Here is a 20,431-nt window from a genome sequence, read left to right on the forward strand (position 1 = left end):
TTACGGACAGTGCCTGGTGGGTAGTTTGACTGGGGCGGTCTCCTCCTAAAGAGTAACGGAGGAGCACGAAGGTTGGCTAAGTACGGTCGGACATCGTACGGTTAGTGTAATGGTAGAAGCCAGCTTAACTGCGAGACAGACACGTCGAGCAGGTACGAAAGTAGGTCATAGTGATCCGGTGGTTCTGAATGGAAGGGCCATCGCTCAACGGATAAAAGGTACTCCGGGGATAACAGGCTGATACCGCCCAAGAGTTCATATCGACGGCGGTGTTTGGCACCTCGATGTCGGCTCATCACATCCTGGGGCTGAAGTCGGTCCCAAGGGTATGGCTGTTCGCCATTTAAAGTGGTACGCGAGCTGGGTTTAGAACGTCGTGAGACAGTTCGGTCCCTATCTGCCGTGGGCGTTTGAGAATTGAGAGGGGTTGCTCCTAGTACGAGAGGACCGGAGTGAACGAACCGCTGGTGTTCGGGTTGTCATGCCAATGGCATTGCCCGGTAGCTACGTTCGGAACTGATAAGCGCTGAAAGCATCTAAGCGCGAAGCAGGCCTCGAGATGAGTTCTCACTAGACTTTTAAAGTCTCTGAAGGGCCGTTGAAGACTACAACGTTGATAGGCAAGATGTGGAAGTGGTGTGAGCCATTAAGCTAACTTGTACTAATTACCCGTGAGGCTTAACCATACAACGCCAAACGCGTTTTATGTGATAGTGAAACAAGCGAAGAAGTTAATATAACTAAAGTAGACATTACTTAGAAAGACTTAAAAAATATTATCAGATATTTTCCAAATTCAAGAGGTGACTCTTAGCGCGTAGCGTTAACATTGAGGCACCTTGCGCAAAGAAAATGATAGCACTACGTGCTTGTCATTGATTCTTTGCACCTAATTTGCTTGGTGACAATAGCGTTTTGGACCCACCTGATTCCATGCCGAACTCAGTAGTGAAACGAAACAGCGCCGATGATAGTGTAGCATTTGCTATGTGAAAGTAGGACATTACCAGGCTTCAAATTCAGTCGAAGGACTTTAACCTTAATAATTAAAATAAGAAAATTGAAAAGAATTTTCTTGGTGACAATAGCGTTTTGGACCCACCTGATCCCATGCCGAACTCAGTAGTGAAACGAAACAGCTCGAAGGCGAGCCCCGGCCGATGATAGTGTAGCATTTGCTATGTGAAAGTAGGACATTACCAGGATTTAATTAAGAGAAACCCGTTACAGTAATGTGACGGGTTTTTTGCTTTTTGTAATTTTGTAAATAGTCCATGCCGAACTCAGTGGAGAAATGAAATAGTTCTAAGGCGAGCCCCGCAGAAGGACGCCCCGACACAAAGATAGTGTAGCATTTGCTATGTGCCTCTCCACCGCTGTGGGCACTACGACATTGCCAGGATTTAATTAAGAGAAACCCGTTACAGTAATGTGACGGGTTTTTTGCTTTCTGAAATTTTGTAAATAGTCCATGCCGAACTCAGTGGCGAAATAAAATAGTTCTAAGGCGAGTCCCGCAGGAGGACGCCCCGACACAAAGATAGTATAGCATTTGCTATGTGGCTCTCCACCGCTGTGGCACTACGACATTACCAAGATTTAATTAAGAAAAACCCGTTACAGTAATGTGACGGGTTTTTTGCTTTTTGAAATTTTGTAAACAGTCCATGCCGAACTCAGTGGCGAAATAAAGTAGTTCTAAAGCGAGCCCCGCAGAAGGACGCCCCGACACAAAGATAGTGTAGTATTTGCTATGTGCCTCTCCAACGCTGTGGCACTACGACATTACCAATATTTAATTAAGAGAAATCCGTTACAGTAATGTGACGGGTTTTTTGCTTTCTGAAATTTTGTAAATAGTCCATGCCGAACTCAGTGGCGAAATAAAATAGTTCTAAGGCGAGCCCCGCAGAAGGACGCCCCGACACAAAGATAGTGTAGCATTTGCTATGTGCCTCTCCACCGCTGTGGCACTACGACATTACCAATATTTAATTAAGAGAAACCCGTTACAGTAATGTGACGGGTTTTTTGCTTTTTGAAATTTTGTAAATAGTCCATGGCGAACTTAGTGGCGAAATAAAATAGTTCTAAGGCGAGCCCCGCAGAAGGACGCCCCGACACAAAGATAGTGTAGCATTTGCTATGTGGCTCTCCACCGCTGTAGGCACTACGATATTACCAGGATTTAATTAAGAGAAACCCGTTACAGTAATGTGACGTTTTTTGCTTTTTTAAATTAAGAAAAACATCCCCCTTTAAATTTAACAACAAAACTAGTTGCGTCTATTCGCGCGTGCTAAAATCCAATTTTTATGAATGATGATATAGAGGTCTAGTTTGCCTACAGCTGATTACCAAAAGGTGCTTGATGAAATAGCACATGAAGTACGCCCTTTATTATCACAAGGAAAAGTAGCTGATTATATACCGGCCCTTGCAGAGGTCGATCCTGAGCAATTTTCTATCGCTATTTATACAACTGATGGTAAGACTGTATGTGCGGGGGATTGCTCTCAACGTTTTACCATTCAGTCTGTTTCAAAAGTTATGACACTTACTATGGCACTGCAACGTTATGGTGATGAACTTTGGCATCGAGTTGGGAAGGAGCCTTCAGGTACTGCCTTTAATTCGCTTACACAGCTTGAGTTTGAAAAAGGGATCCCTCGTAACCCTTTCATAAATGCAGGCGCAATTGTAACGTGTGATGCGTTATACAGCCGCTTATCTGCACCAATGCACTCTATGCTCGAGACCTTTAGGTTGTTAGCTGGTAATAGAGGGATAGTGATTGATAAAAAAGTCGCTAATTCTGAGTATGAATTTAGACACCGTAATGCTGCTATGGCACATTTAATGAAGTCGTTTGGTAATTTTGAAAATGAAGTCGATGATGTTTTATGGTCTTACTTTAACTTTTGTTCTATTGAGCTCAACTGTATTGAATTAGCCAAAGCTTATAATTTTTTAGCAAATAAAGGTGTTGATAATCGATCGGGCGATCGTGTTTTAAGTAGCCGTCAAAATAAGCAGCTTAATTCGCTATTATTTACTAGTGGCTTATACGATGCTGCGGGGGATTTTGGTTACAGAGTAGGTATGCCAGGTAAATCGGGAGTGTCAGGGACTATTTTAGCCGTGTTACCAAATAAGTTTACGGTAGCTGTTTATTCTCCGGGACTTAATTCGTTTGGTAATTCGGTTGCAGGAATTGCGGCGCTGGAACTGCTATCTAAAAAGCTCGATATTTCTATTTTTTAGGAAGTTGATAGGGAGCAACGATTGCTCCCACCGTTATTATTGTTCCCAATAAACCTGTTCTAAGCAGTCTTCGCGCTCTGGTAAACCGCGAGATAAACGAGGAGAGTGCTGAACTAACACTTCATAACTAGCTCGGTTAGCATATTTACTAATTTGCGATAGTGACGAGTAAGTAATAGCTTGTTGCTGATGCTTAGCTGAGTTTGCCACATTAAGTTTATGATAAACATTTGCTGATAAGTCATGTAGCACAGCCGCTAAAGCACAATCGCCTGCACCATTGGTGTTTTTGATTGAGTCAGGTCCACCCATAAATGGGGCTGTATGGCTATATGCTCTGATAGGCTCATCACACTCGGTTTTACGCATAGCACGTGAAAATTCGTATCGATTAAAATCAGGTATTGCGCCTGGTAATAACGGGTATTCGGTTTCACGCTTTAAGCTTTCGTCTACGTAGCCGGCCATAAATAAGCCTTTTTCGCCAGCGGTGCAAATTACCAAATCTACCCAATCAAGTGCTTTATCGGCAGCTAGGAGAGGGTCTTCAAAACCTGTAATAGCTAACCCTTCTTCTTCGTTCATAGCAAGAATATCAACATGCTTTTCAACAAAGTTTGCCCACCAGGTCGGGTCTTGTTCAATTAAGAATTTAGTTCCGAGTGTAAGCACAACTGGCACACCTGCATCATTAGCGTATTTTACCGCTTGCATAGTCGCTTCAGTCATCGTTTCACTACCTTGCGTACGCATGAGGTAGGCACTGATCACTAATGCTGATGAATTTTCAATAAGGTTTTTATCGATAGATTCAGGACGTAAGTGATTCATTAGGCCCGCACTTATTGCAAAAGTACGCTCACCGGTTTCATCAATTAATGTAAAACAACGACCTATAGGCCCATCTACTGGTTGAAGATAGTTTAAATCTACACGGCTTGAGGTATTACATAAAAAGCGGTAAGCATAGCTACCTATTTTTATATTTTCGCTCATTACGCCTAATAAAACTGAGCGATCATCTGCAAGTACAGAGTAGTTGTGCATAGTGTTACCAATGGTCCCACCGGCAAACTCAAAATCAACCATATCGTTTAATTTTAAACGATCGTATAAGGCGTTCGTTATGTCGCTATCAATAACTTGTGACATACCTCTACGTAGTTGAAATTCGTCAAGGAAAGCTTGATCAACTTTTGCCTCTATATCAACAACGATCTGGTCGATACCCGTAATATAACTACGTTGTAATCGCTCTGTTGCGTTAAGTTGATTGGTAAGTGGATCTTTGGCTTCCACTGGAAAATAATGTTTATGCCTGCGGCGTCCAGGAAATTTCATTTGCTACCCGTGTTGTGAGCTAAATAAAAAAAGCGTGAGATTATAGCGTAAATCCACACGAGTGAGCCATTACAAACAGGTAAATATCGTTTTATTTTTGCAATAAAGTAATGAATGACGCACTTTAGAGTGCTAACTAGGTATAATTACAGCATAAAAAGTTATTTAAGTAGAAAGAATGAACGAGCCATTTAATGATTCCTACTGGATGGAGCAAGCGCTTTTGTATGCAAAGCAAGCAGAGTTGCTTGATGAAATTCCTGTTGGAGCGATTGTAGTCAAAGATAACCAGCTAATTTCAGTCGGGTACAACCGTTCAATAACCGATAACGACCCATCAGCCCATGCCGAAATGATTGCAGTGCGAGAAGCTGGAAAAGTCCTTAACAATTACCGCTTAATTGATTGCACACTATATGTAACGTTAGAGCCTTGCTCTATGTGTGCGGGATTGTTAGTGCATAGCAGAATAAAGCGTTTAGTATTTGGTGCCCTCGATGCTAAAACTGGGTCTGCAGGTTCAATTATGAACTTATTACAAGAGCCGAGGTTAAATCATCAAGTAGAGGTATGCGGTGGTGTTTTAGCACAACAGTGCGGTGATACTATTTCGAATTTTTTTAAACGTAGAAGAGCGCAAATTAAAGCAGCTAAGAAAGCTGCTCGTGATGAACAAATAAATAAACCTAGCTAGAGTTAACTAGCGATTGGCTCTATTTCTGTTTCAGCCATTTGTTGCATAGCAAACATTCGGCGGCGCCAGATGATTTTTTTGTGCAGTTTTCTTAGCATAACACGACGACGTGTGGCTGTTGAATAAATCACATTGCGTTTTAATTTTTGTGTGCGTCTACGTTTTAGCATGTTTTCTCCTAATGCAAGAGTGAGAAAGGCGCAGGGTATATCTTATAAAATAATAATATACAAGTAATACACATTAGTGATCATTTGATGACAAGTAAACAGATATTTAATTTACTTAAATTTTGCTTACTTGCTTGCTCAAAAAACTGATACCTATACAAATCTTAGTTATTGTTTTCACTCGGTTGTTCGGGCTCAATTATAGGCTGTTGTTTTTCTGTTTGCGCTTCATCTTTGTTACTTTTTTCGTCACTTTCTTCATTTAGCTTTGGCTCGGTATCAGTGCTCTGCTCTGTGATTGGTTCTGGTTCTGGTTCAGGTTCTACAGCAATAGCATTATTCTCATCTAGCCAAACAAGTGCATCGTAATAGCGACGAATATTATCAACATATTTAACCGCTACATCGCCACGCGCATAACCATAGCGAGTTTTACGGTAATAGCGCTTTTTAATTAACAGCGGTAAGCGTTTTTTTACATCAGCCCATTTATCAGGGCTTGCGCCTTGCTGCTCGGTAATTATACGCGCGTCGTTAACGTGCCCCCAACCTACATTGTAAGCCGCTAGTGCAAGCCATGTTCTATCAGGTTGAGGAATTCTATCAGGAATACGCTTAATCAGTTTACTTAAATACTTACCACCACCGCGAATATTTTGCTCTGGCTCTAAGCGGTTGGTAACACCTACTTGTTTTGCTGTACTGCGGGTTAGCATCATAATACCGCGAACGCCTGTTGGCGATTTAGCGCGAGGATTCCACATAGATTCTTGATAGCTAAGTGCCGCTAATAAACGCCAATCAAGGCTACCAGCATATTGTTCAAACCATGGTTGGTATGTTGGTAAGGTTTCTTTGATAGCTTCGATATAAGCAAGGGTATTTACATAGTTAAATTGGCGCACGTGGCCAAAGTATTTTTCTTCAAGTACATAGAGCTGGTTACTTTGCTTAACGTCACCAAAAAATGGCACTAATAAGGAATATAAAGAATCATCTTTTGATTTGTTAAGTATCCATGCAATCGGATCGTTATGACTAACAGAAAAACCGATACTTAAATTTGGATGATAACGGCGAAATAACGATAGCGTATGTGTATCAGCGAGTGTGTAATCAATCTCGCCATCAATAACCGCTTGAAGTAGTTCTTCTTCATCAAACTCTTCGCTTTCTATCCAATTAAGATCTGGATTGTTCTTCTTCATTTTTTGTAGAGTAAGCGAATGACTACTTTTAGCTATAACCGTAAAGTTGCCATCTAAATCGTCAAACTCTCGAGGACGAACGCGCCCTTGTTTATAAACTAACTTTTGGCTGATTGTTCTGTAAGTTGGCCCATAGCGATATTGCTCTGCACGGGTTTTATTATAGGTAAGTCCTGACGCTATTAAGTCTAAATCACCGCTTTCAAGGCGTTCAAACATATCGGATAAGTTAAAAAATGGCACTATTTCAAGCTCTACACCTAGATATTCAGCAAATGCTTGAGATAGCTCATATTCAAAGCCTTGTTCACCTTGAACGGCTTGATAATAATTACTAGCACTTGCAAGTGTACCCACACGTATTTTGTTTTGTTCTTTTATTTGGGCGAGTTGAGTTGGCTGCTCTTGCATATCACATGCACATAACAGCATAACTAAAGTAATGATTATTATTAGTTTTTCTTTGAACATTGAGTGCCCCTTAAGCTCGCCAGCCACCGTTATAGCAAAACTAAGCCATCGCGTCACTTTACCTTTTATTTTATTAACCAAAAGAGGCTATAAATAAAGCTAAAAAGTTAATTTTATGAAAAGCGTAATTTTGAGTTAAATCTGAATGCTAATTGGACTATAATGCGTGCCTAAAATATCGTTCAATCCCTAACCCCGGATGAAATTACCTATGTTGATCCTTCGTGGTGCACCAGCACTTTCAGAGTTCAGAGTTAATAAAATTTTAGCGCGTTGCCAACAATCGCAACTTCCAGTCACTAACGTATACGCCGAGTATGCTCACTTTGCCGATTTAACATCGCCGTTGAGTAGCTCTGAGCAAACCAAGCTTGAAAAACTATTAACTTACGGTCCAACTATTGCAGAGCATACCCCAGCTGGCAAACTTGTACTTGTTACACCTCGCCCAGGTACCATTTCACCTTGGGCATCTAAAGCTACCGACATCGCCCACAACTGTGGTTTAAAGCAGGTTCACCGTGTTGAACGCGGTATTGCTTATTATGTTGAAGGTGATTTAAACGCAGAACAACTTGCACAAGTAACTGCGTTATTGCACGACCGCATGACTGAAGCCACACACAATGAACTTGAAGATGCGGCTCAGCTGTTTCGCAGTGATGCCCCACGCCAAATGTCGTCTGTCGATATTTTAGGTGGTGGACGTGAAGCACTAGCAACAGCCAATGTTGAGCAAGGCTTTGCGCTTGCTGATGATGAAATAGACTACTTAGTAGAAAATTTTACAAAGTTAGGACGTAACCCTAACGACATCGAATTGTTTATGTTTGCACAAGCGAACTCAGAGCATTGTCGCCATAAAATATTTAATGCTGACTGGACAATCGATGGTAAAGAGCAGCCAAAATCGCTGTTTAAAATGATTAAAAATACGTTTGAGCTAAATCCTGAAAATGTATTGTCGGCGTATAAAGATAACGCGGCAGTAATGAAAGGCTCAAAAGCGGGTCGCTTCTTCCCAAATGCGCAAGGTGAATATGCGTATCATCAAGAAGACATTGAAATACTAATGAAAGTTGAAACTCATAACCACCCAACAGCTATTGCGCCATTCTCAGGTGCTGCTACAGGTTCTGGTGGTGAGATTCGCGATGAAGGCGCAACGGGTCGTGGCTCTAAGCCAAAAGCAGGGTTAGTTGGCTTTACTGTATCAAATTTACGTATTCCAGGTTACGAGCAACCGTGGGAAAGCGATTTTGGTAAGCCGGGTCGAATTGTAAACGCACTTGATATAATGACAGAAGGTCCACTAGGTGGCGCTGCATTTAATAATGAGTTTGGTCGTCCTAACTTATTAGGCTACTTCCGTACTTATGAAGAAAAAGTAACAAGCCATAACGGTGAAGAAGTACGTGGTTACCATAAACCAATTATGCTTGCCGGTGGTTTAGGTAATATTCGCTCTGATCATGTTCAAAAAGGCGATATTCCTGTTGGCGCTAAGTTAATTGCGCTAGGCGGGCCTGCAATGAACATTGGTTTAGGCGGTGGTGCTGCATCAAGTATGGCCTCAGGTCAGTCAAACGAAGATTTAGACTTTGCTTCAGTACAGCGCGAAAACCCAGAAATGGAACGTCGTTGCCAAGAAGTTATCGATAAATGTTGGCAACTAGGCGATGAAAACCCAATTGCATTCATCCATGATGTAGGTGCCGGTGGTTTATCTAATGCGTTTCCTGAGCTTGTTAATGATGGCGGACGTGGTGGTAAGTTCCAATTACGTAGCATCCCTAACGATGAGCCAGGCATGGCACCACACGAAATTTGGTGTAATGAATCACAAGAGCGTTATGTACTCGCTGTTGGCGTAGAGGACTTTGACCGCTTTGAAGCAATTTGTAAGCGCGAACGTGCCCAGTACGCTGTTATTGGTGAAGCAACCGCTGAACCTCACTTAACGGTGTCAGACAGCCACTTTGAAAATAACCCTGTTGATTTGCCGCTGGACGTATTATTAGGTAAAGCACCTAAAATGCACCGCGATGTAACGTCAAAGCAAGTTGTTGGCAAAGCGCTTGATATCACATCAATAAATGCAGCAGATGCAGCGCAGCGCTTAATGCGTTTACCAACCATTGCAGAAAAAACATTCTTAATAACAATCGGCGATCGCTCAGTTACGGGTTTAGTAGCACGCGACCAAATGGTTGGTCCTTGGCAAGTACCTGTTGCTAACTGTGCTGTAACTGCGGCAACGTATGACACTTACCACGGTGAAGCTATGTCACTCGGTGAGCGTACTCCGGCTGCATTACTTAATTACGGTGCATCTGCTCGTTTAGCTGTAGCGGAGTCGTTAACTAATATTGCCTGTGCAAACATCGGTAGCCTTGAAAACATTAAGTTATCGGCAAACTGGATGGCAGCAGCGGGTCACCCAGGTGAAGATGCTGGTTTATACGAAGCGGTTAAAGCCGTAGGCGAAGAGCTTTGCCCTGCGCTTGGTTTAACGATTCCAGTAGGTAAAGATTCTATGTCGATGAAAACGACATGGAAAGATGAAGGTGACTCACAAGAGAAGTCAGTAACATCGCCGCTTTCACTGGTTATAACTGCGTTTGGTCGTGTTGACGACGTACGTAAAACAGTAACACCACAACTGCGCACAGATAAAGGCGATACATCGCTTATATTAATTGATTTAGGTGCGGGTAAAAACCGCATGGGCGCATCAAGCCTTGCGCAAGTTTATAAGCAATTGGGTGATGTAACCCCTGATGTTGATAGCCCAGAGTTATTAAAAGGCTTTTATAACGCAATGCAAGCGCTTGTGGCTGATAGTAAGTTACTTGCTTATCATGACCGCTCAGACGGTGGTTTATTTACCACGGTTGCTGAAATGGCGTTTACGGGTCATACCGGTGTAACGGTTGATTTAGCAGCTTTAACAGGTTCTGACATTGAAGCGCTTTATAACGAAGAGCTAGGTGCAGTAATTCAAGTTGCAAATGCTGATTTAGATGCAGTGAATGCGGTGTTTGAACAACATGGTATAGCAGCAATTAGCCACAACATTGGCACGCTTAACAGTGACGATACGATTATATTTAACCGTGGCGAAAATACGGTACTTAATCATACGCGTACTGAGCTTCGTACTATTTGGGCTGAAACAACGTATCAAATGCAAGCACGCCGTGATAACCCTGAGTGTGCTAAGCAAGAGTTTGATGCTAAATTTGATGCAAAAGATCCAGGCTTAAACGTAAAACTTAACTTTGATTTAAACGAAGATATAGCTGCACCATACATTGCAACCGGTGCTAAACCGCAAATGGCTATTTTACGTGAGCAGGGTGTTAACTCTCATTTAGAAATGGCGGCAGCGTTTAATCGCGCAGGTTTTGCAGCCGTTGATGTGCACATGAGCGACATTTTAGAGGGTCGTTTAACACTAGAGCAATTTAAGGGTTTAGTGGCCTGTGGTGGTTTCTCATACGGTGACGTACTTGGTGCGGGTGAAGGTTGGGCTAAGTCTATTTTGTTTAACGACATGGCACGCGATCAGTTCCAAAACTTCTTCCACCGTGAAGATACTTTCAGCTTAGGTGTATGTAACGGTTGCCAAATGTTATCAACGTTAAAAGAGTTGATCCCTGGCACTGAGCATTGGCCGCGCTTTGTAACTAATAAATCAGAGCGTTTTGAAGCACGCTTTAGTTTAGTAGAAATACAAGAGAATCCGTCTGTGTTCTTTAATGGAATGGCTGGCTCGCGTATGCCTATAGCGGTTTCTCATGGTGAAGGTCATGCTGAGTTTGCAAACGATGCAGCCACTAAAGCGGCGCTTGATAGCGGCACTGTAGCGGTTAAGTTTGTAGATAACTACGGTAACCCTACAACGCAGTACCCAGCGAATCCTAATGGTTCTCCAGAAGGTATTACCGGTATTACGTCAACTGATGGTCGTGCCACTGTAATGATGCCGCATCCAGAACGTGTATTCAGAAGCGTTGCCAACTCTTGGCACCCAGATGAGTGGCTCGAGGATAGCCCGTGGATGCGTATGTTCCGTAACGCACGTAAAAACGTAGGTTAATTATATTTACGTTTATACAAGTTAGATTCATAATCTTACTGTAAAATAAAAAAGGCTGCATTGTGCAGCCTTTTTTGATTATACCAATCTGCTTATATATGGGGTCTATTTAACGTTAAGAAAATTACGCTAGAACTAGGCAAAAGTTTTTATATCTAGTTGTTCTAAATAAAAAACTTTTAACGACGTTATAGTGCAATTTAATTCGTTAAATTGATCAAAGATTTATGCAGGTTGGTATTAGTTTAGCTAAAAGCACAAAGCATTTAAGGATAGTATGTTTAAGCGAATTGGTTTAATTGTTGGAGCTGTATTACTAAGTACCTTGCTGCTTAGTTATGTATTTCGCTTGCCGTTATTACAATGGGTTATAGCGCCTGAGCTCAAAAAAGCAGACATTACGTTAAGTTGTCTCGATTTTTCAATTACGTCTAGCTTAAATATTCATGCTGATAGAGTGTGTTTAAATTATCAAAATCAACAATTACAACTCACTGGTATTACTGCAAATACAAAGCGTGTATATATTGAAAATGCAGTGCTAACAGTTAATCCACTCCCTAAAAGTGATAATGCTAATCAGCTTGCTAAAAATCTCGATTTAGCACTTCCCTTAAATCGCCCATTAATCAATATTAAACAGCTTGTAGTAAAAAGTGATGAGCTCAATAAGCCACTTAAAATAAGCATATTAGAACCCGAACTAAATAAATTTAATGTCTCAGGTGATATAAACGCGAGTGCAATTTTGACTGCTAATAAAGTAATGGGTCAGTTTGAAATTAATGACACTTTTTTAAAGCACGTTATAAACACTAAAAATACATTAATAGCAGATTTTAACTTTAATACTCAGCAAGCATTTAGCTTTGATGGTATAGAACTTGAGTTAAATGGCGATATTAGCTCCCAGTTTGCTCACACGTATGAGCAGTGCAAAGTTAACGTATTAACCACTGGTAAATTGGCGACGCGTTTTAATTTAAATAGCCAAGCGTTAATGTTTAATACCGATTTGCTTAATAACAAAATTAATTTAACACCAAGCTGTACTGAGTTAATTCCACCAAGTGAATATGCAGGCTTTATTAGCAAACAAGTTCCTTTAAATTGGCAACTTAAACTCCCTCAATCAATTCGCTTAGAGGCTAGTGAGCTCAGTGTACCTGCAATTAATTTGGTAAGCGTGGGCGATAAGCAATTTGATATTTTAATAACAGATACAACACTAAATATTACATCTCCATTTAAAGACTTACAGTCAACTTTATCAGCTCAAATAAATACACCCGATATAAATAATATTAACGTTAATGCTCAGTTATCTGGCGCTGCGATTAAAGGCGATTACGCCGTTATGCTTGAAAATTTACCTGAGTTTGCACCTGCAACAGCGAATGGGCTTAGCCTTAGTGGTCACTTTAATATAAGTGAGTTTAAAGACTCAAAACCAATTGGGCTTATAAATGCTAAATTAACGCTTAATAGTGTAGATGCGTTTGATATAAGTGCAGTGCAATATCAAGGTGATTTAACAGCAAAAATGGATAAACAGTTAAACGCAGAAGTAACGTTAACGCAGCAATTAAAAAGCGCAGAATATAAAGAATTTAAAGTCACAGATATAAGTAACACATTAACAGCAAATGCTAATTTAGGCGTAGGTGAGTTATTTGCGGTTCTAACAGCAAAAACGAATATAAAGGCTGTTAATAGCCCCGACATAAAACTTAATAATATAAAAATAGAGTCTACGGGCTTGCAAAGCCGTGCACTAAAAGCCACACATCACGCATTTATAAACGATGTTGAGTTAGTTATAAATCATCATGTGTCGTCGCAAGCTCATCCGTTTGAAGTCATTATTCCTGAACAAAGTACGCTGCTGTTAAATGCGTTTATTAGTCAATTTGAGCCACTTGCACAGTTAACAGAGGGCGAATTTAATGGCTATATTAGTGGCGATATAAACTTACAAAATGCACTGTTCAATATAGGGATTAGCCATACAAGTGCACTGTATAACGATTACCTTGCGAGCGATTTAAACAGTACATTTAGCGGGGAATATAATTCAGGTAAGCTTAATGTAAAACCAACTACCTTTAATTTAAATGAATTTAGAGCAGGTGCTGTAGTTAAAGCGATTGAAGGTCAATGGCAAGTTAATAACAATACCGCGCTTATAAATGATGTAAAAGGAAGTGTGTTTGGTGGCGAGTTTTCATTAGATAGCTACACAGTAGGGAAGCCAAACCAAGTTGCTAATGTTAAGTTTGAAAACATTGATGCAAGTAAACTCGTTACACTCGACGATAAGTCGGGCATTGTATTAACGGGGCGCTTGGCGGGGTCTTTACCAGTTCACTTTGATAGTGGAAAAATTGAAATAATTGACGGTAGCTTATTTAGCCAAGGAACAGGTAATTTAAAAATTACCAATAATGCCGCGTTTGATTCAGTAATGCAGCAACAGCAAGAGTTACAACCTGTGTTAGGGCTATTAACTAATTTAGATATTCAAAAACTTAATAGCAGTGTGGCACTAAAAAATGATGGTTGGTTAAAACTAGGTGTTAATTTGCAAGGCTATAATAAAGCAGAGCAGCAGCAGGTTAACTTTAATTATAACCACGAAGAAAACGTATTTACACTTTTACGCGCACTGCGTTTAAGTGACGAAATTACACAAAAAGTTGAGCAACAATACTCACAAAAAGGAAACTAATAATGAGACAGTCGTTATTGATAAAAGTACTGCTCGCGCTGGGTGCTATTAGTGCATTAAGTGCCTGCACGCATCGTGTTGAGGTGTCTGCTAAAGAGCCCATTACTATTAATTTAAATGTGAAGGTCGATCACGAAATTCGCGTAAAAGTAGATAAAGAACTCGACAATTTATTTAGTGACGACAGTGAGTTATTTTAAGGAGCTAGAACATGAATACGAAGAAAAAATTAAACATTATTACGTTAGTTAGTGCAGTATGTATGTCGTTCTCTGCTTGGGCTATTAGCCTTGATGACGCTAAAAACCAAGGTTTAGTAGGTGAAGATAGCTCTGGTTATTTAGGACTTGTTGTACAAAACGCAGAGGCAAAAGCCGTTGTTGATGACATAAATGCAAAGCGTAAAGCGCAGTACTTAAAGCTCGCTAAAAAGAATAACTTGTCACTTTCACAAGTAGAAGCACTTGCTGCCGCTAAAACAATTGAAAAAACCCAAAGTGGTCATTACGTTGAAGTCAATGGTAACTGGGTTAAAAAATAAGCGTTTGTTATTGTCTTGTTTTGCACAAACCAAAATAAAACCGAGCATTTAAGCGCTCGGTTTTTTACAGCCTTCAAGTAACTGCTGCCAAAAATCAATCCCCTTACGCCTTGCTAGATTTATATTATGCTCAGGAATAGATTCAGGCTCGTTATAACTATCAAGTGCTTCGCTCATACTTGCTTCGCGGATTAAATGCAATGTAGGAAAGGGCGCTCTATTTGTGTAGTTTGCGGCATCGGTTTCATCACTATCAGCAAATACGTAGTCAGGATGAAAATTAGCGAGTTGATACTTACCTTCAAAGCCCTGCGCGACTAAAAGTGCATTAGCCAAATCGACCAAGTCTAAAAAGTCTTCAAAGTCACTAAAGCCATTGTCAAACATGATAAGGGTTGTTTCGCGCTCTGGTTCACGGTCAAGCTCAACACATTGCTCAAGCATATCCATTACAGCATCATCCATACTCATTGCTGAGCTTACTATGTAATGAATACAGTTATTTTCTACTTCTTTTCGAGCAAACGGGCAAAAGTTATATTTAACAATAACAGATGACACCCATTCACGGGTTTGGCTTATAGCTATGTTGGTCACGGTTTTGGCTCTAAATATTGATTAATAATGTTAAGTGTTTTTTGTATAGCACCTTGGTTTTTAGTTACGCATTGCGCAGCTTTAATACCTAAGGTTTGGCACGCTTTTGTGTTTTGGCTAAACGTTATAAGCTGCTTTGCGAGTTCGTCGTTACTATCAACCACTACAGCACCTTTGAGCTTTGTTAGCTCGGGATAAACATGGTCAAAATTGTATGTGTGTGGACCTGTTATTACACCTACCGAAAACGCTGCTGATTCCAGTGGGTTATGCCCACCTCTGCGAATTAAGCTGCCACCAATAAAGCTCACATTTGCAGCGCCATATAAATACTGTAATTCACCAAGCGTATCAGCAAGAAGTACTTGCTCATTATTATAGTTATTTTGGCTACGACGGCTAAAGCTAAGTGGGCTTTGCGTTAAAAGCTCTGCCACTTTGTCAAATTGCTCTGGATGGCGCGGGGCAATTATAAGTAATGCGTTCGGTTGTTTTTTTAGTAACTCTTGATGGGCTGAAAGTACCAGCTCATGCTCAACAGGATGTGTTGAGCCTGCCACCCACACAAAGCGTTCATTATTACTATAAAGCTGTTTAAGGTTGAGTACTTTAGCTAGTTGCTCTTCACTTGGTGTTATATCAAATTTTATTGAGCCTGTTACATGGCTTTTTGAAGTCTCAAGACCAAGCTCTATAAAACGTTTAGCATCTGTTTTATTGTGACTCGCAAGTACTGTAATTGAGCGCATAATAATATGCGTTAATTTAGCGACCTTTTGATAGCCCTGCTGCGACTTTTCAGAGAGTCTTGCATTGATGACAAGTACTGGTATGTTTTTTTTGTGGCTTATCGCCATTAAATTTGGCCATAGCTCAGTTTCTAAGATACATAATGCTTGTGGCTTTATACGCTTTAAAAATCGAGCCGTCGCAAACGGAAAATCGATTGGTAAATAGCTACACGCTACAGTTTTTTTAAACTGGCTAAGTATTTGCTCTCTGCCTGTTGGAGTATTACAGGTTATAAGTATATTTAAGTTTGGATGCGCTTTTTGCAAAGCTTTAATAAGTGGCGTTGCGGCAAGTACCTCACCAACAGAAGCACAATGAAAAACTAAAGGTTTAGTTTTAACCGTAAATAAAGACTTACTGACAAACCCAAAGCGCTCTTTAAAGTGTGCACGATAGCCTTGGTTTTTTTTACCTCGTAAAATATAGAGATAAAATACAATCAGTGGGCTAATAATAATTAATGCGAATGAGTAAAAAATGCGTGCCATACTGATCTTTCTTAAAGGGAAGTGGCGTTAGTTTACCGTGAAATAGCCGTTTTCTAAACAGACTCGTTATAAAATATGGTCTGGGTTCAGTTATAACCCGATAAAATACACACAATTAAATAAAATTATGGAATAATGAATTTAATTTTTCCTGCCATTTCAGTTCCAAGAGGAATTTTTTCATGTCAATTATCGATTCAGTGGCAACTAGCTACGTTGAAACATTAAACCGTCATCAGGCATTATTTGAAACGATGGAGGCTTATCATCAAGAATCTATGCAATTGTTAGAAGCATGCCATAGTGCATTACAAGCTGGTGGCAAGATTGTTTGGTTTGGTAACGGTGGTAGTGCAGCAGATGCACAGCATTTAGCAGCAGAATTTGTAGTGCGTTATAAATTAGAACGTGGTCCGCTTGCTTCAATGGCATTGACTACCGACACCTCTATTTTAACAGCGCACAGCAACGATTATCACTTTGATACGGTGTTTGAACGCCAAGTTCAAGCGTTATGTAAGCCAGAAGATTTAGTAATTGGTTTAACCACATCAGGTACTAGTAACAATATTAATTTAGCATTGGAAGCTGCAAATAAACTAGGCGCTTTTACTGTGGCATTAACTGGACGTGATGGCGGCAAAGTAAAAGATATTGCTAAGTTACCTATTATTATAAAAAATGACGAAACAGCACGTATTCAAGAAGCTCACATGTTTATAGGTCACTGGTTATGTGAAGCCATGGATATGGTTGTTGCGGAGCAGCAGTAATGGATTTATCGTTATTAAAAAACTTATCAGCGGCACGAATATTAGTTGTTGGCGATGTAATGCTAGACCGCTATTGGTATGGTGATACAGGTCGCATTTCGCCAGAAGCGCCAGTACCGGTTGTTAAAGTAAGTAAATTTGAAGACAAAGCGGGCGGCGCAGCTAACGTTGCAAAAAATATAGCGCGGTTAGATGCAAAAGTTGGCTTATTGGGCTTAATTGGTGAGGACGAAAGCGGGCAGATTTTAGAGACCATCCTAAAAGGTGAAAAAATAAGTTCACAATTGGTCAGTGTATGTGATTTACCAACTATTTCAAAAATGCGTGTTATTAGTCGCCACCAACAATTGGTTCGACTTGATTTAGAAGAAATGTTTACTGAGCAACATAGCCAGCTTTTATTAAACCGCTTAGAGCTTGTACTTGATGAATACGACTTTATAGTGTTTTCTGATTACAGCAAAGGATCTTTGAGTTTAATTAAAGAAATGGTAAGCCTTGCTAAGGGCGCCGGAAAAACGGTTTTAATCGACCCTAAATCGCCAGATTTACATTTATATGAAGGTGCTGATTACATTACACCTAACTTACATGAGTTTAAGTTAGCGGGTGGTCAAACCGATTCAGAAGCAGCTTTAGCAGCAAGTGCGCGTGATTTAATAAGCAAAAATGGCATTAAAGCTATGTTACTTACGCGTTCTGAGCAAGGTATGTCGCTTATTAGTGCAGATGAAAAGTTTGATTTTGCAGCGCAAGAGCTTGAAGTAAGCGATGTAACCGGGGCTGGTGATACGGTTATAGCTACACTCGCGGTTATGCTTGGCGCGGGCATGGAACCAAAAGATGCTGTCGAAATTGCTAATTTAGCCGCAGGCATCGTTGTGAGTAAGTTTGGGGCTGCAACTGTCTCGCCAGAAGAGCTAAGCCGCAAGCTTGGTCAGTATTTACATACTACGGGTGAGCATTACCAAACACCATTTGATGATGTACTTCAGCATATTGAATTTGCAAAACAAAACGGCGAAACCATTGTATTCACTAATGGCTGTTTTGATATTTTACATGCTGGGCATGTACGTTATTTAGCGCAAGCTAAAGCACGAGGCGATAGACTCGTTGTTGGATTAAATAATGATGAATCAATTACGCGTTTAAAAGGGGCAGAACGTCCTATTAATCCGCTAGATGAGCGTGCGATGGTACTTAGCGCACTTTCATCTGTTGATTGGGTTATTCCGTTTGGCAGTCTAGATGAAAACGATACTCCCGCTAAATTAATTGAGCAGATAAGCCCTGATATTTTAGTTAAGGGTGGCGACTACACCGTAGAGCAAATAGCAGGTGCTGAGCATGTACTTCGTCATGGTGGAAAAGTTGAAGTGCTTGAATTTTTAGATGGATGCTCGACATCAAAAGTAATTAGCAAAATTAAACAGTAATACCAATTTTATTAAAAACATGCTCATTCTAGCGTATTAAATAACTCACTAACTGCGTTAAAAATTATTTATATAGAACAACTATGTATCATAATTTCAGCCTTATTATTGAGCTATTTTCTTATCGCTGTAATAGAACACTAATTTAATGCAATTGGTATAATTACTGATTTAAGTTACTAAAAATACAAAAAAGGGATGAAAACAGTGTTTTCATCCCTTTTTATTTTTAATAAAGTAACTTACTAAAAATTTAATTCATACTTGGCAAATGCTGATGTATCGTTTTCAGCGCCGTCATTGTTAGATGCAAAAGCACCTAAAGTGACTCGCCCTCCCATCGAAAGCACTCTATAACGAAGCTCTAATTGCTTACTATTAAAGCCTGTTTTAGTAATAGTGTTACCTAAGTCTGGATTGTTTCCATAGCGGTCAGTATTATCACTGTTATAATCAACACTCCGTAGTTTCACTTGCCAATCATCGCCGTTAGAAAGCTGACCTAAAATCGTGAACACTAACGATTGCGTATCGTTATCAAAGGTTGAGCCAATATTGCGACCGTGGTAGCGATATCCTGATTTGTAGTCTATGTGCTCGTAGTAACAGTTTTGACGAGTTAAAAGCTCAGTGCATGTGACACCTGTGTCAATATACTCTGCGTTGATTAAAATGTTTAGATCATATAGGCGTTGGTTTGTTTGAATACCAAAAAGGTATGCTCTGTCGGAGGGCTTAAATTGAGAGCTTGCGTCTTCGCCTATTGTGCTGCCGTAAATAGCATAGGGCTGGTTAAATAAAGTACCTGACCAGCGAATATCAATCCCCGCTAACTGATTACCTATTTTTGACTCAAATTGACTGTCACAGCTGTCATTTCCATTAGTGCAAGTTGTTTGGCCAGTTATAACATCAATAAAATCACCTGCAGAACCCGGTTGTCCGTCACCAGCCCACTGTGCAGACCAACTAAGTGCAATTTCTAGCTGCTGTATAGGGCGAAAATTAACACGAGTACTCCAAAGTAAAGCATCAGGAATTACACGTGTAGATTCAAGTTTAGCCATTTGTGCGGTAAAGCCCCATTGACCAATCCAGCTTAACCATGGTGTTTCAAAAGCAGTACTTTTTTCTCTAGTTACACTTAGTGCAGGTAAAGGTTTCGCATTACCAGACATAATTAAGCTGTTATCAACACCAGGTCCCCAAAATTGTTCAACAGCACCGGCTCTAAAAATCCAGTTACCTAAACGGTAAGCTAAGTAACTATCGTCAAGTGAGGTATCGTTACAATCGGTTAAAGCTTGCTCATCGGTAGCTATATCGTCAGTCGTTTTTCCATCAACTAAACATTTTTTACCATCTTTTCTATAATTTACGGCTACTTTAGCTGCAAAGTTATCGCCTAAATAAGCGTAAGCTGCTGAGAGCTCTGTTTCTTGAGTATTTGTTGCACCAAAGCTTGTTGCTATGATTGGATCTGTGGCTGCAAAAGCTGATAATTGAAGACTATGCGAGCTACTATTTTCTGATTTATATCGATGTTTTACGCGAAGTAAAGCATCTTGCAAGCTTGGAGATAATTGCTCCAGCGGCATGCTTTGCACATCACTTATAAAACTTTTCCACATAAGCGGATAGGTAGTTACAGGAGCTAAAATAACACCGGCATCAGCTAATTGTTGAATATCAGCTCTTAGACCGTAATCATCGGGTTTTACCCATGGCTCAGCATTAACTGACGCGCTCATAGCGCAAAAAAGAGTAGAAAGTAGAAAAATTCTGTTTCGCAAAGTTCAGATCCTTGTGATTTAGATTGCGGC

The 20,431-nt window shown here is 40.3% G+C and carries 14 protein-coding genes and 3 rRNA genes; 11 read left to right on the top strand and 6 right to left on the bottom strand.

All coding sequences use genetic code 11. The features are described from left to right. The 4 genes from QT16_RS17245 to glsB form a co-directional block, all read left to right on the top strand. Positions 1 to 686: ribosomal RNA gene (locus tag QT16_RS17245) — 23S ribosomal RNA — on the top strand; the annotation flags it as partial. 211 nt (positions 687 to 897) lie between these two features. Next, positions 898 to 1,012: ribosomal RNA gene (gene rrf, locus QT16_RS17250) — 5S ribosomal RNA — on the top strand. A gap of 62 nt (positions 1,013 to 1,074) precedes the next feature. After that, positions 1,075 to 1,205: ribosomal RNA gene (gene rrf, locus QT16_RS17255) — 5S ribosomal RNA — on the top strand. A gap of 1,135 nt (positions 1,206 to 2,340) precedes the next feature. Next, a complete protein-coding gene (gene glsB / locus QT16_RS17260) occupies positions 2,341 to 3,264 on the top strand; it encodes a glutaminase B (RefSeq protein ID WP_002961081.1) in 924 nt (307 codons plus the stop codon). 36 nt (positions 3,265 to 3,300) lie between these two features. Here the strand turns inward: glsB and QT16_RS17265 are convergent, their stop codons facing one another. Then, entirely contained in the window at positions 3,301 to 4,605 is a 1,305-nt protein-coding gene (locus QT16_RS17265; RefSeq protein ID WP_033021433.1) for an inosine/guanosine kinase, read from the bottom strand. Positions 4,606 to 4,783: 178 nt separating this feature from the next. Between QT16_RS17265 and tadA the strand changes: the two genes are divergently transcribed. Then, positions 4,784 to 5,299 carry a tRNA adenosine(34) deaminase TadA gene (tadA, locus tag QT16_RS17270; protein ID WP_002961078.1) on the top strand — a complete coding sequence of 172 codons (516 nt, stop codon included), beginning with the start codon at positions 4,784 to 4,786 and terminating at the stop codon, positions 5,297 to 5,299. 2 nt (positions 5,300 to 5,301) lie between these two features. Here the strand turns inward: tadA and QT16_RS20895 are convergent, their stop codons facing one another. Further along, on the bottom strand, positions 5,302 to 5,469 hold the full coding sequence (locus QT16_RS20895; RefSeq protein ID WP_002961076.1) for a hypothetical protein: 168 nt from the start codon (positions 5,467 to 5,469) through the stop codon (positions 5,302 to 5,304). Positions 5,470 to 5,633: 164 nt separating this feature from the next. Continuing rightward, positions 5,634 to 7,148: a membrane-bound lytic murein transglycosylase MltF gene (mltF, locus tag QT16_RS17275; RefSeq protein WP_039489684.1), complete on the bottom strand. Its 1,515-nt coding sequence runs from the start codon at positions 7,146 to 7,148 to the stop codon at positions 5,634 to 5,636. A gap of 211 nt (positions 7,149 to 7,359) precedes the next feature. On the opposite strand from mltF, the gene purL reads away from it, so the two are divergent. From purL to QT16_RS17295, 4 genes are all read left to right on the top strand, one after another. Then, on the top strand, positions 7,360 to 11,250 hold the full coding sequence (gene purL, locus QT16_RS17280; RefSeq protein ID WP_039489686.1) for a phosphoribosylformylglycinamidine synthase: 3,891 nt from the start codon (positions 7,360 to 7,362) through the stop codon (positions 11,248 to 11,250). Between the two features lie 277 nt (positions 11,251 to 11,527). Then, complete coding sequence (locus tag QT16_RS17285) at positions 11,528 to 13,978, top strand: intermembrane phospholipid transport YdbH family protein (RefSeq protein ID WP_039489647.1); 2,451 nt, start codon at positions 11,528 to 11,530, stop codon at positions 13,976 to 13,978. Between the two features lie 2 nt (positions 13,979 to 13,980). After that, positions 13,981 to 14,178 carry a YnbE family lipoprotein gene (locus QT16_RS17290; RefSeq protein ID WP_002961070.1) on the top strand — a complete coding sequence of 66 codons (198 nt, stop codon included), beginning with the start codon at positions 13,981 to 13,983 and terminating at the stop codon, positions 14,176 to 14,178. Positions 14,179 to 14,189: 11 nt separating this feature from the next. Then, positions 14,190 to 14,519 carry a YdbL family probable chaperone protein gene (locus QT16_RS17295; protein WP_002961068.1) on the top strand — a complete coding sequence of 110 codons (330 nt, stop codon included), beginning with the start codon at positions 14,190 to 14,192 and terminating at the stop codon, positions 14,517 to 14,519. Positions 14,520 to 14,567: 48 nt separating this feature from the next. Here QT16_RS17295 and QT16_RS17300 read toward each other — a convergent pair whose 3' ends face one another. Beyond that, a complete protein-coding gene (locus tag QT16_RS17300; protein ID WP_039489649.1) occupies positions 14,568 to 15,116 on the bottom strand; it encodes a DUF1415 domain-containing protein in 549 nt (182 codons plus the stop codon). After that, the gene (gene waaA / locus QT16_RS17305) at positions 15,113 to 16,396 is read right to left on the bottom strand and encodes a lipid IV(A) 3-deoxy-D-manno-octulosonic acid transferase (protein ID WP_039489651.1); all 1,284 of its coding nucleotides are present in this window, start codon (positions 16,394 to 16,396) and stop codon (positions 15,113 to 15,115) included. The genes QT16_RS17300 and waaA overlap by 4 nt, the downstream gene beginning before the upstream one ends. Positions 16,397 to 16,578: 182 nt before the next feature. Here waaA and QT16_RS17310 point away from each other — a divergent pair, with 182 nt between their 5' ends. Both QT16_RS17310 and hldE read left to right on the top strand, forming a co-directional pair. Continuing rightward, complete coding sequence (locus tag QT16_RS17310) at positions 16,579 to 17,169, top strand: SIS domain-containing protein (RefSeq protein ID WP_002961065.1); 591 nt, start codon at positions 16,579 to 16,581, stop codon at positions 17,167 to 17,169. Then, positions 17,169 to 18,608 carry a bifunctional D-glycero-beta-D-manno-heptose-7-phosphate kinase/D-glycero-beta-D-manno-heptose 1-phosphate adenylyltransferase HldE gene (hldE, locus tag QT16_RS17315; protein WP_039489653.1) on the top strand — a complete coding sequence of 480 codons (1,440 nt, stop codon included), beginning with the start codon at positions 17,169 to 17,171 and terminating at the stop codon, positions 18,606 to 18,608. Before QT16_RS17310 ends, hldE begins: the two co-directional genes overlap by 1 nt. Positions 18,609 to 18,853: 245 nt before the next feature. Here hldE and QT16_RS17320 read toward each other — a convergent pair whose 3' ends face one another. Continuing rightward, complete coding sequence (locus tag QT16_RS17320) at positions 18,854 to 20,359, bottom strand: capsule assembly Wzi family protein (protein WP_082007383.1); 1,506 nt, start codon at positions 20,357 to 20,359, stop codon at positions 18,854 to 18,856. Between the last annotated feature and the right edge of the window lie 72 nt (positions 20,360 to 20,431).

Origin of the sequence: Pseudoalteromonas distincta, from assembly GCF_000814675.1 — a bacterium.
GTDB classification, from domain to species: domain Bacteria; phylum Pseudomonadota; class Gammaproteobacteria; order Enterobacterales; family Alteromonadaceae; genus Pseudoalteromonas; species Pseudoalteromonas distincta.

What these genes read in the sequence shown, in the direction of transcription:
- purL (WP_039489686.1), top strand. Translation starts at nt 7,360, where the DNA reads ATGTTGATCCTTCGTGGTGCACCAGCACTTTCAGAGTTCAGAGTTAAT.
- waaA (WP_039489651.1), bottom strand. Translation starts at nt 16,396, where the DNA reads ATGGCACGCATTTTTTACTCATTCGCATTAATTATTATTAGCCCACTG.
- QT16_RS17265 (WP_033021433.1), bottom strand. Translation starts at nt 4,605, where the DNA reads ATGAAATTTCCTGGACGCCGCAGGCATAAACATTATTTTCCAGTGGAA.
- QT16_RS17320 (WP_082007383.1), bottom strand. Translation starts at nt 20,359, where the DNA reads ATGAGCGCGTCAGTTAATGCTGAGCCATGGGTAAAACCCGATGATTAC.
- hldE (WP_039489653.1), top strand. Translation starts at nt 17,169, where the DNA reads ATGGATTTATCGTTATTAAAAAACTTATCAGCGGCACGAATATTAGTT.
- QT16_RS17295 (WP_002961068.1), top strand. Translation starts at nt 14,190, where the DNA reads ATGAATACGAAGAAAAAATTAAACATTATTACGTTAGTTAGTGCAGTA.
- mltF (WP_039489684.1), bottom strand. Translation starts at nt 7,148, where the DNA reads ATGTTCAAAGAAAAACTAATAATAATCATTACTTTAGTTATGCTGTTA.
- QT16_RS17285 (WP_039489647.1), top strand. Translation starts at nt 11,528, where the DNA reads ATGTTTAAGCGAATTGGTTTAATTGTTGGAGCTGTATTACTAAGTACC.
- tadA (WP_002961078.1), top strand. Translation starts at nt 4,784, where the DNA reads ATGAACGAGCCATTTAATGATTCCTACTGGATGGAGCAAGCGCTTTTG.
- QT16_RS17310 (WP_002961065.1), top strand. Translation starts at nt 16,579, where the DNA reads ATGTCAATTATCGATTCAGTGGCAACTAGCTACGTTGAAACATTAAAC.
- QT16_RS20895 (WP_002961076.1), bottom strand. Translation starts at nt 5,469, where the DNA reads ATGCTAAAACGTAGACGCACACAAAAATTAAAACGCAATGTGATTTAT.
- QT16_RS17290 (WP_002961070.1), top strand. Translation starts at nt 13,981, where the DNA reads ATGAGACAGTCGTTATTGATAAAAGTACTGCTCGCGCTGGGTGCTATT.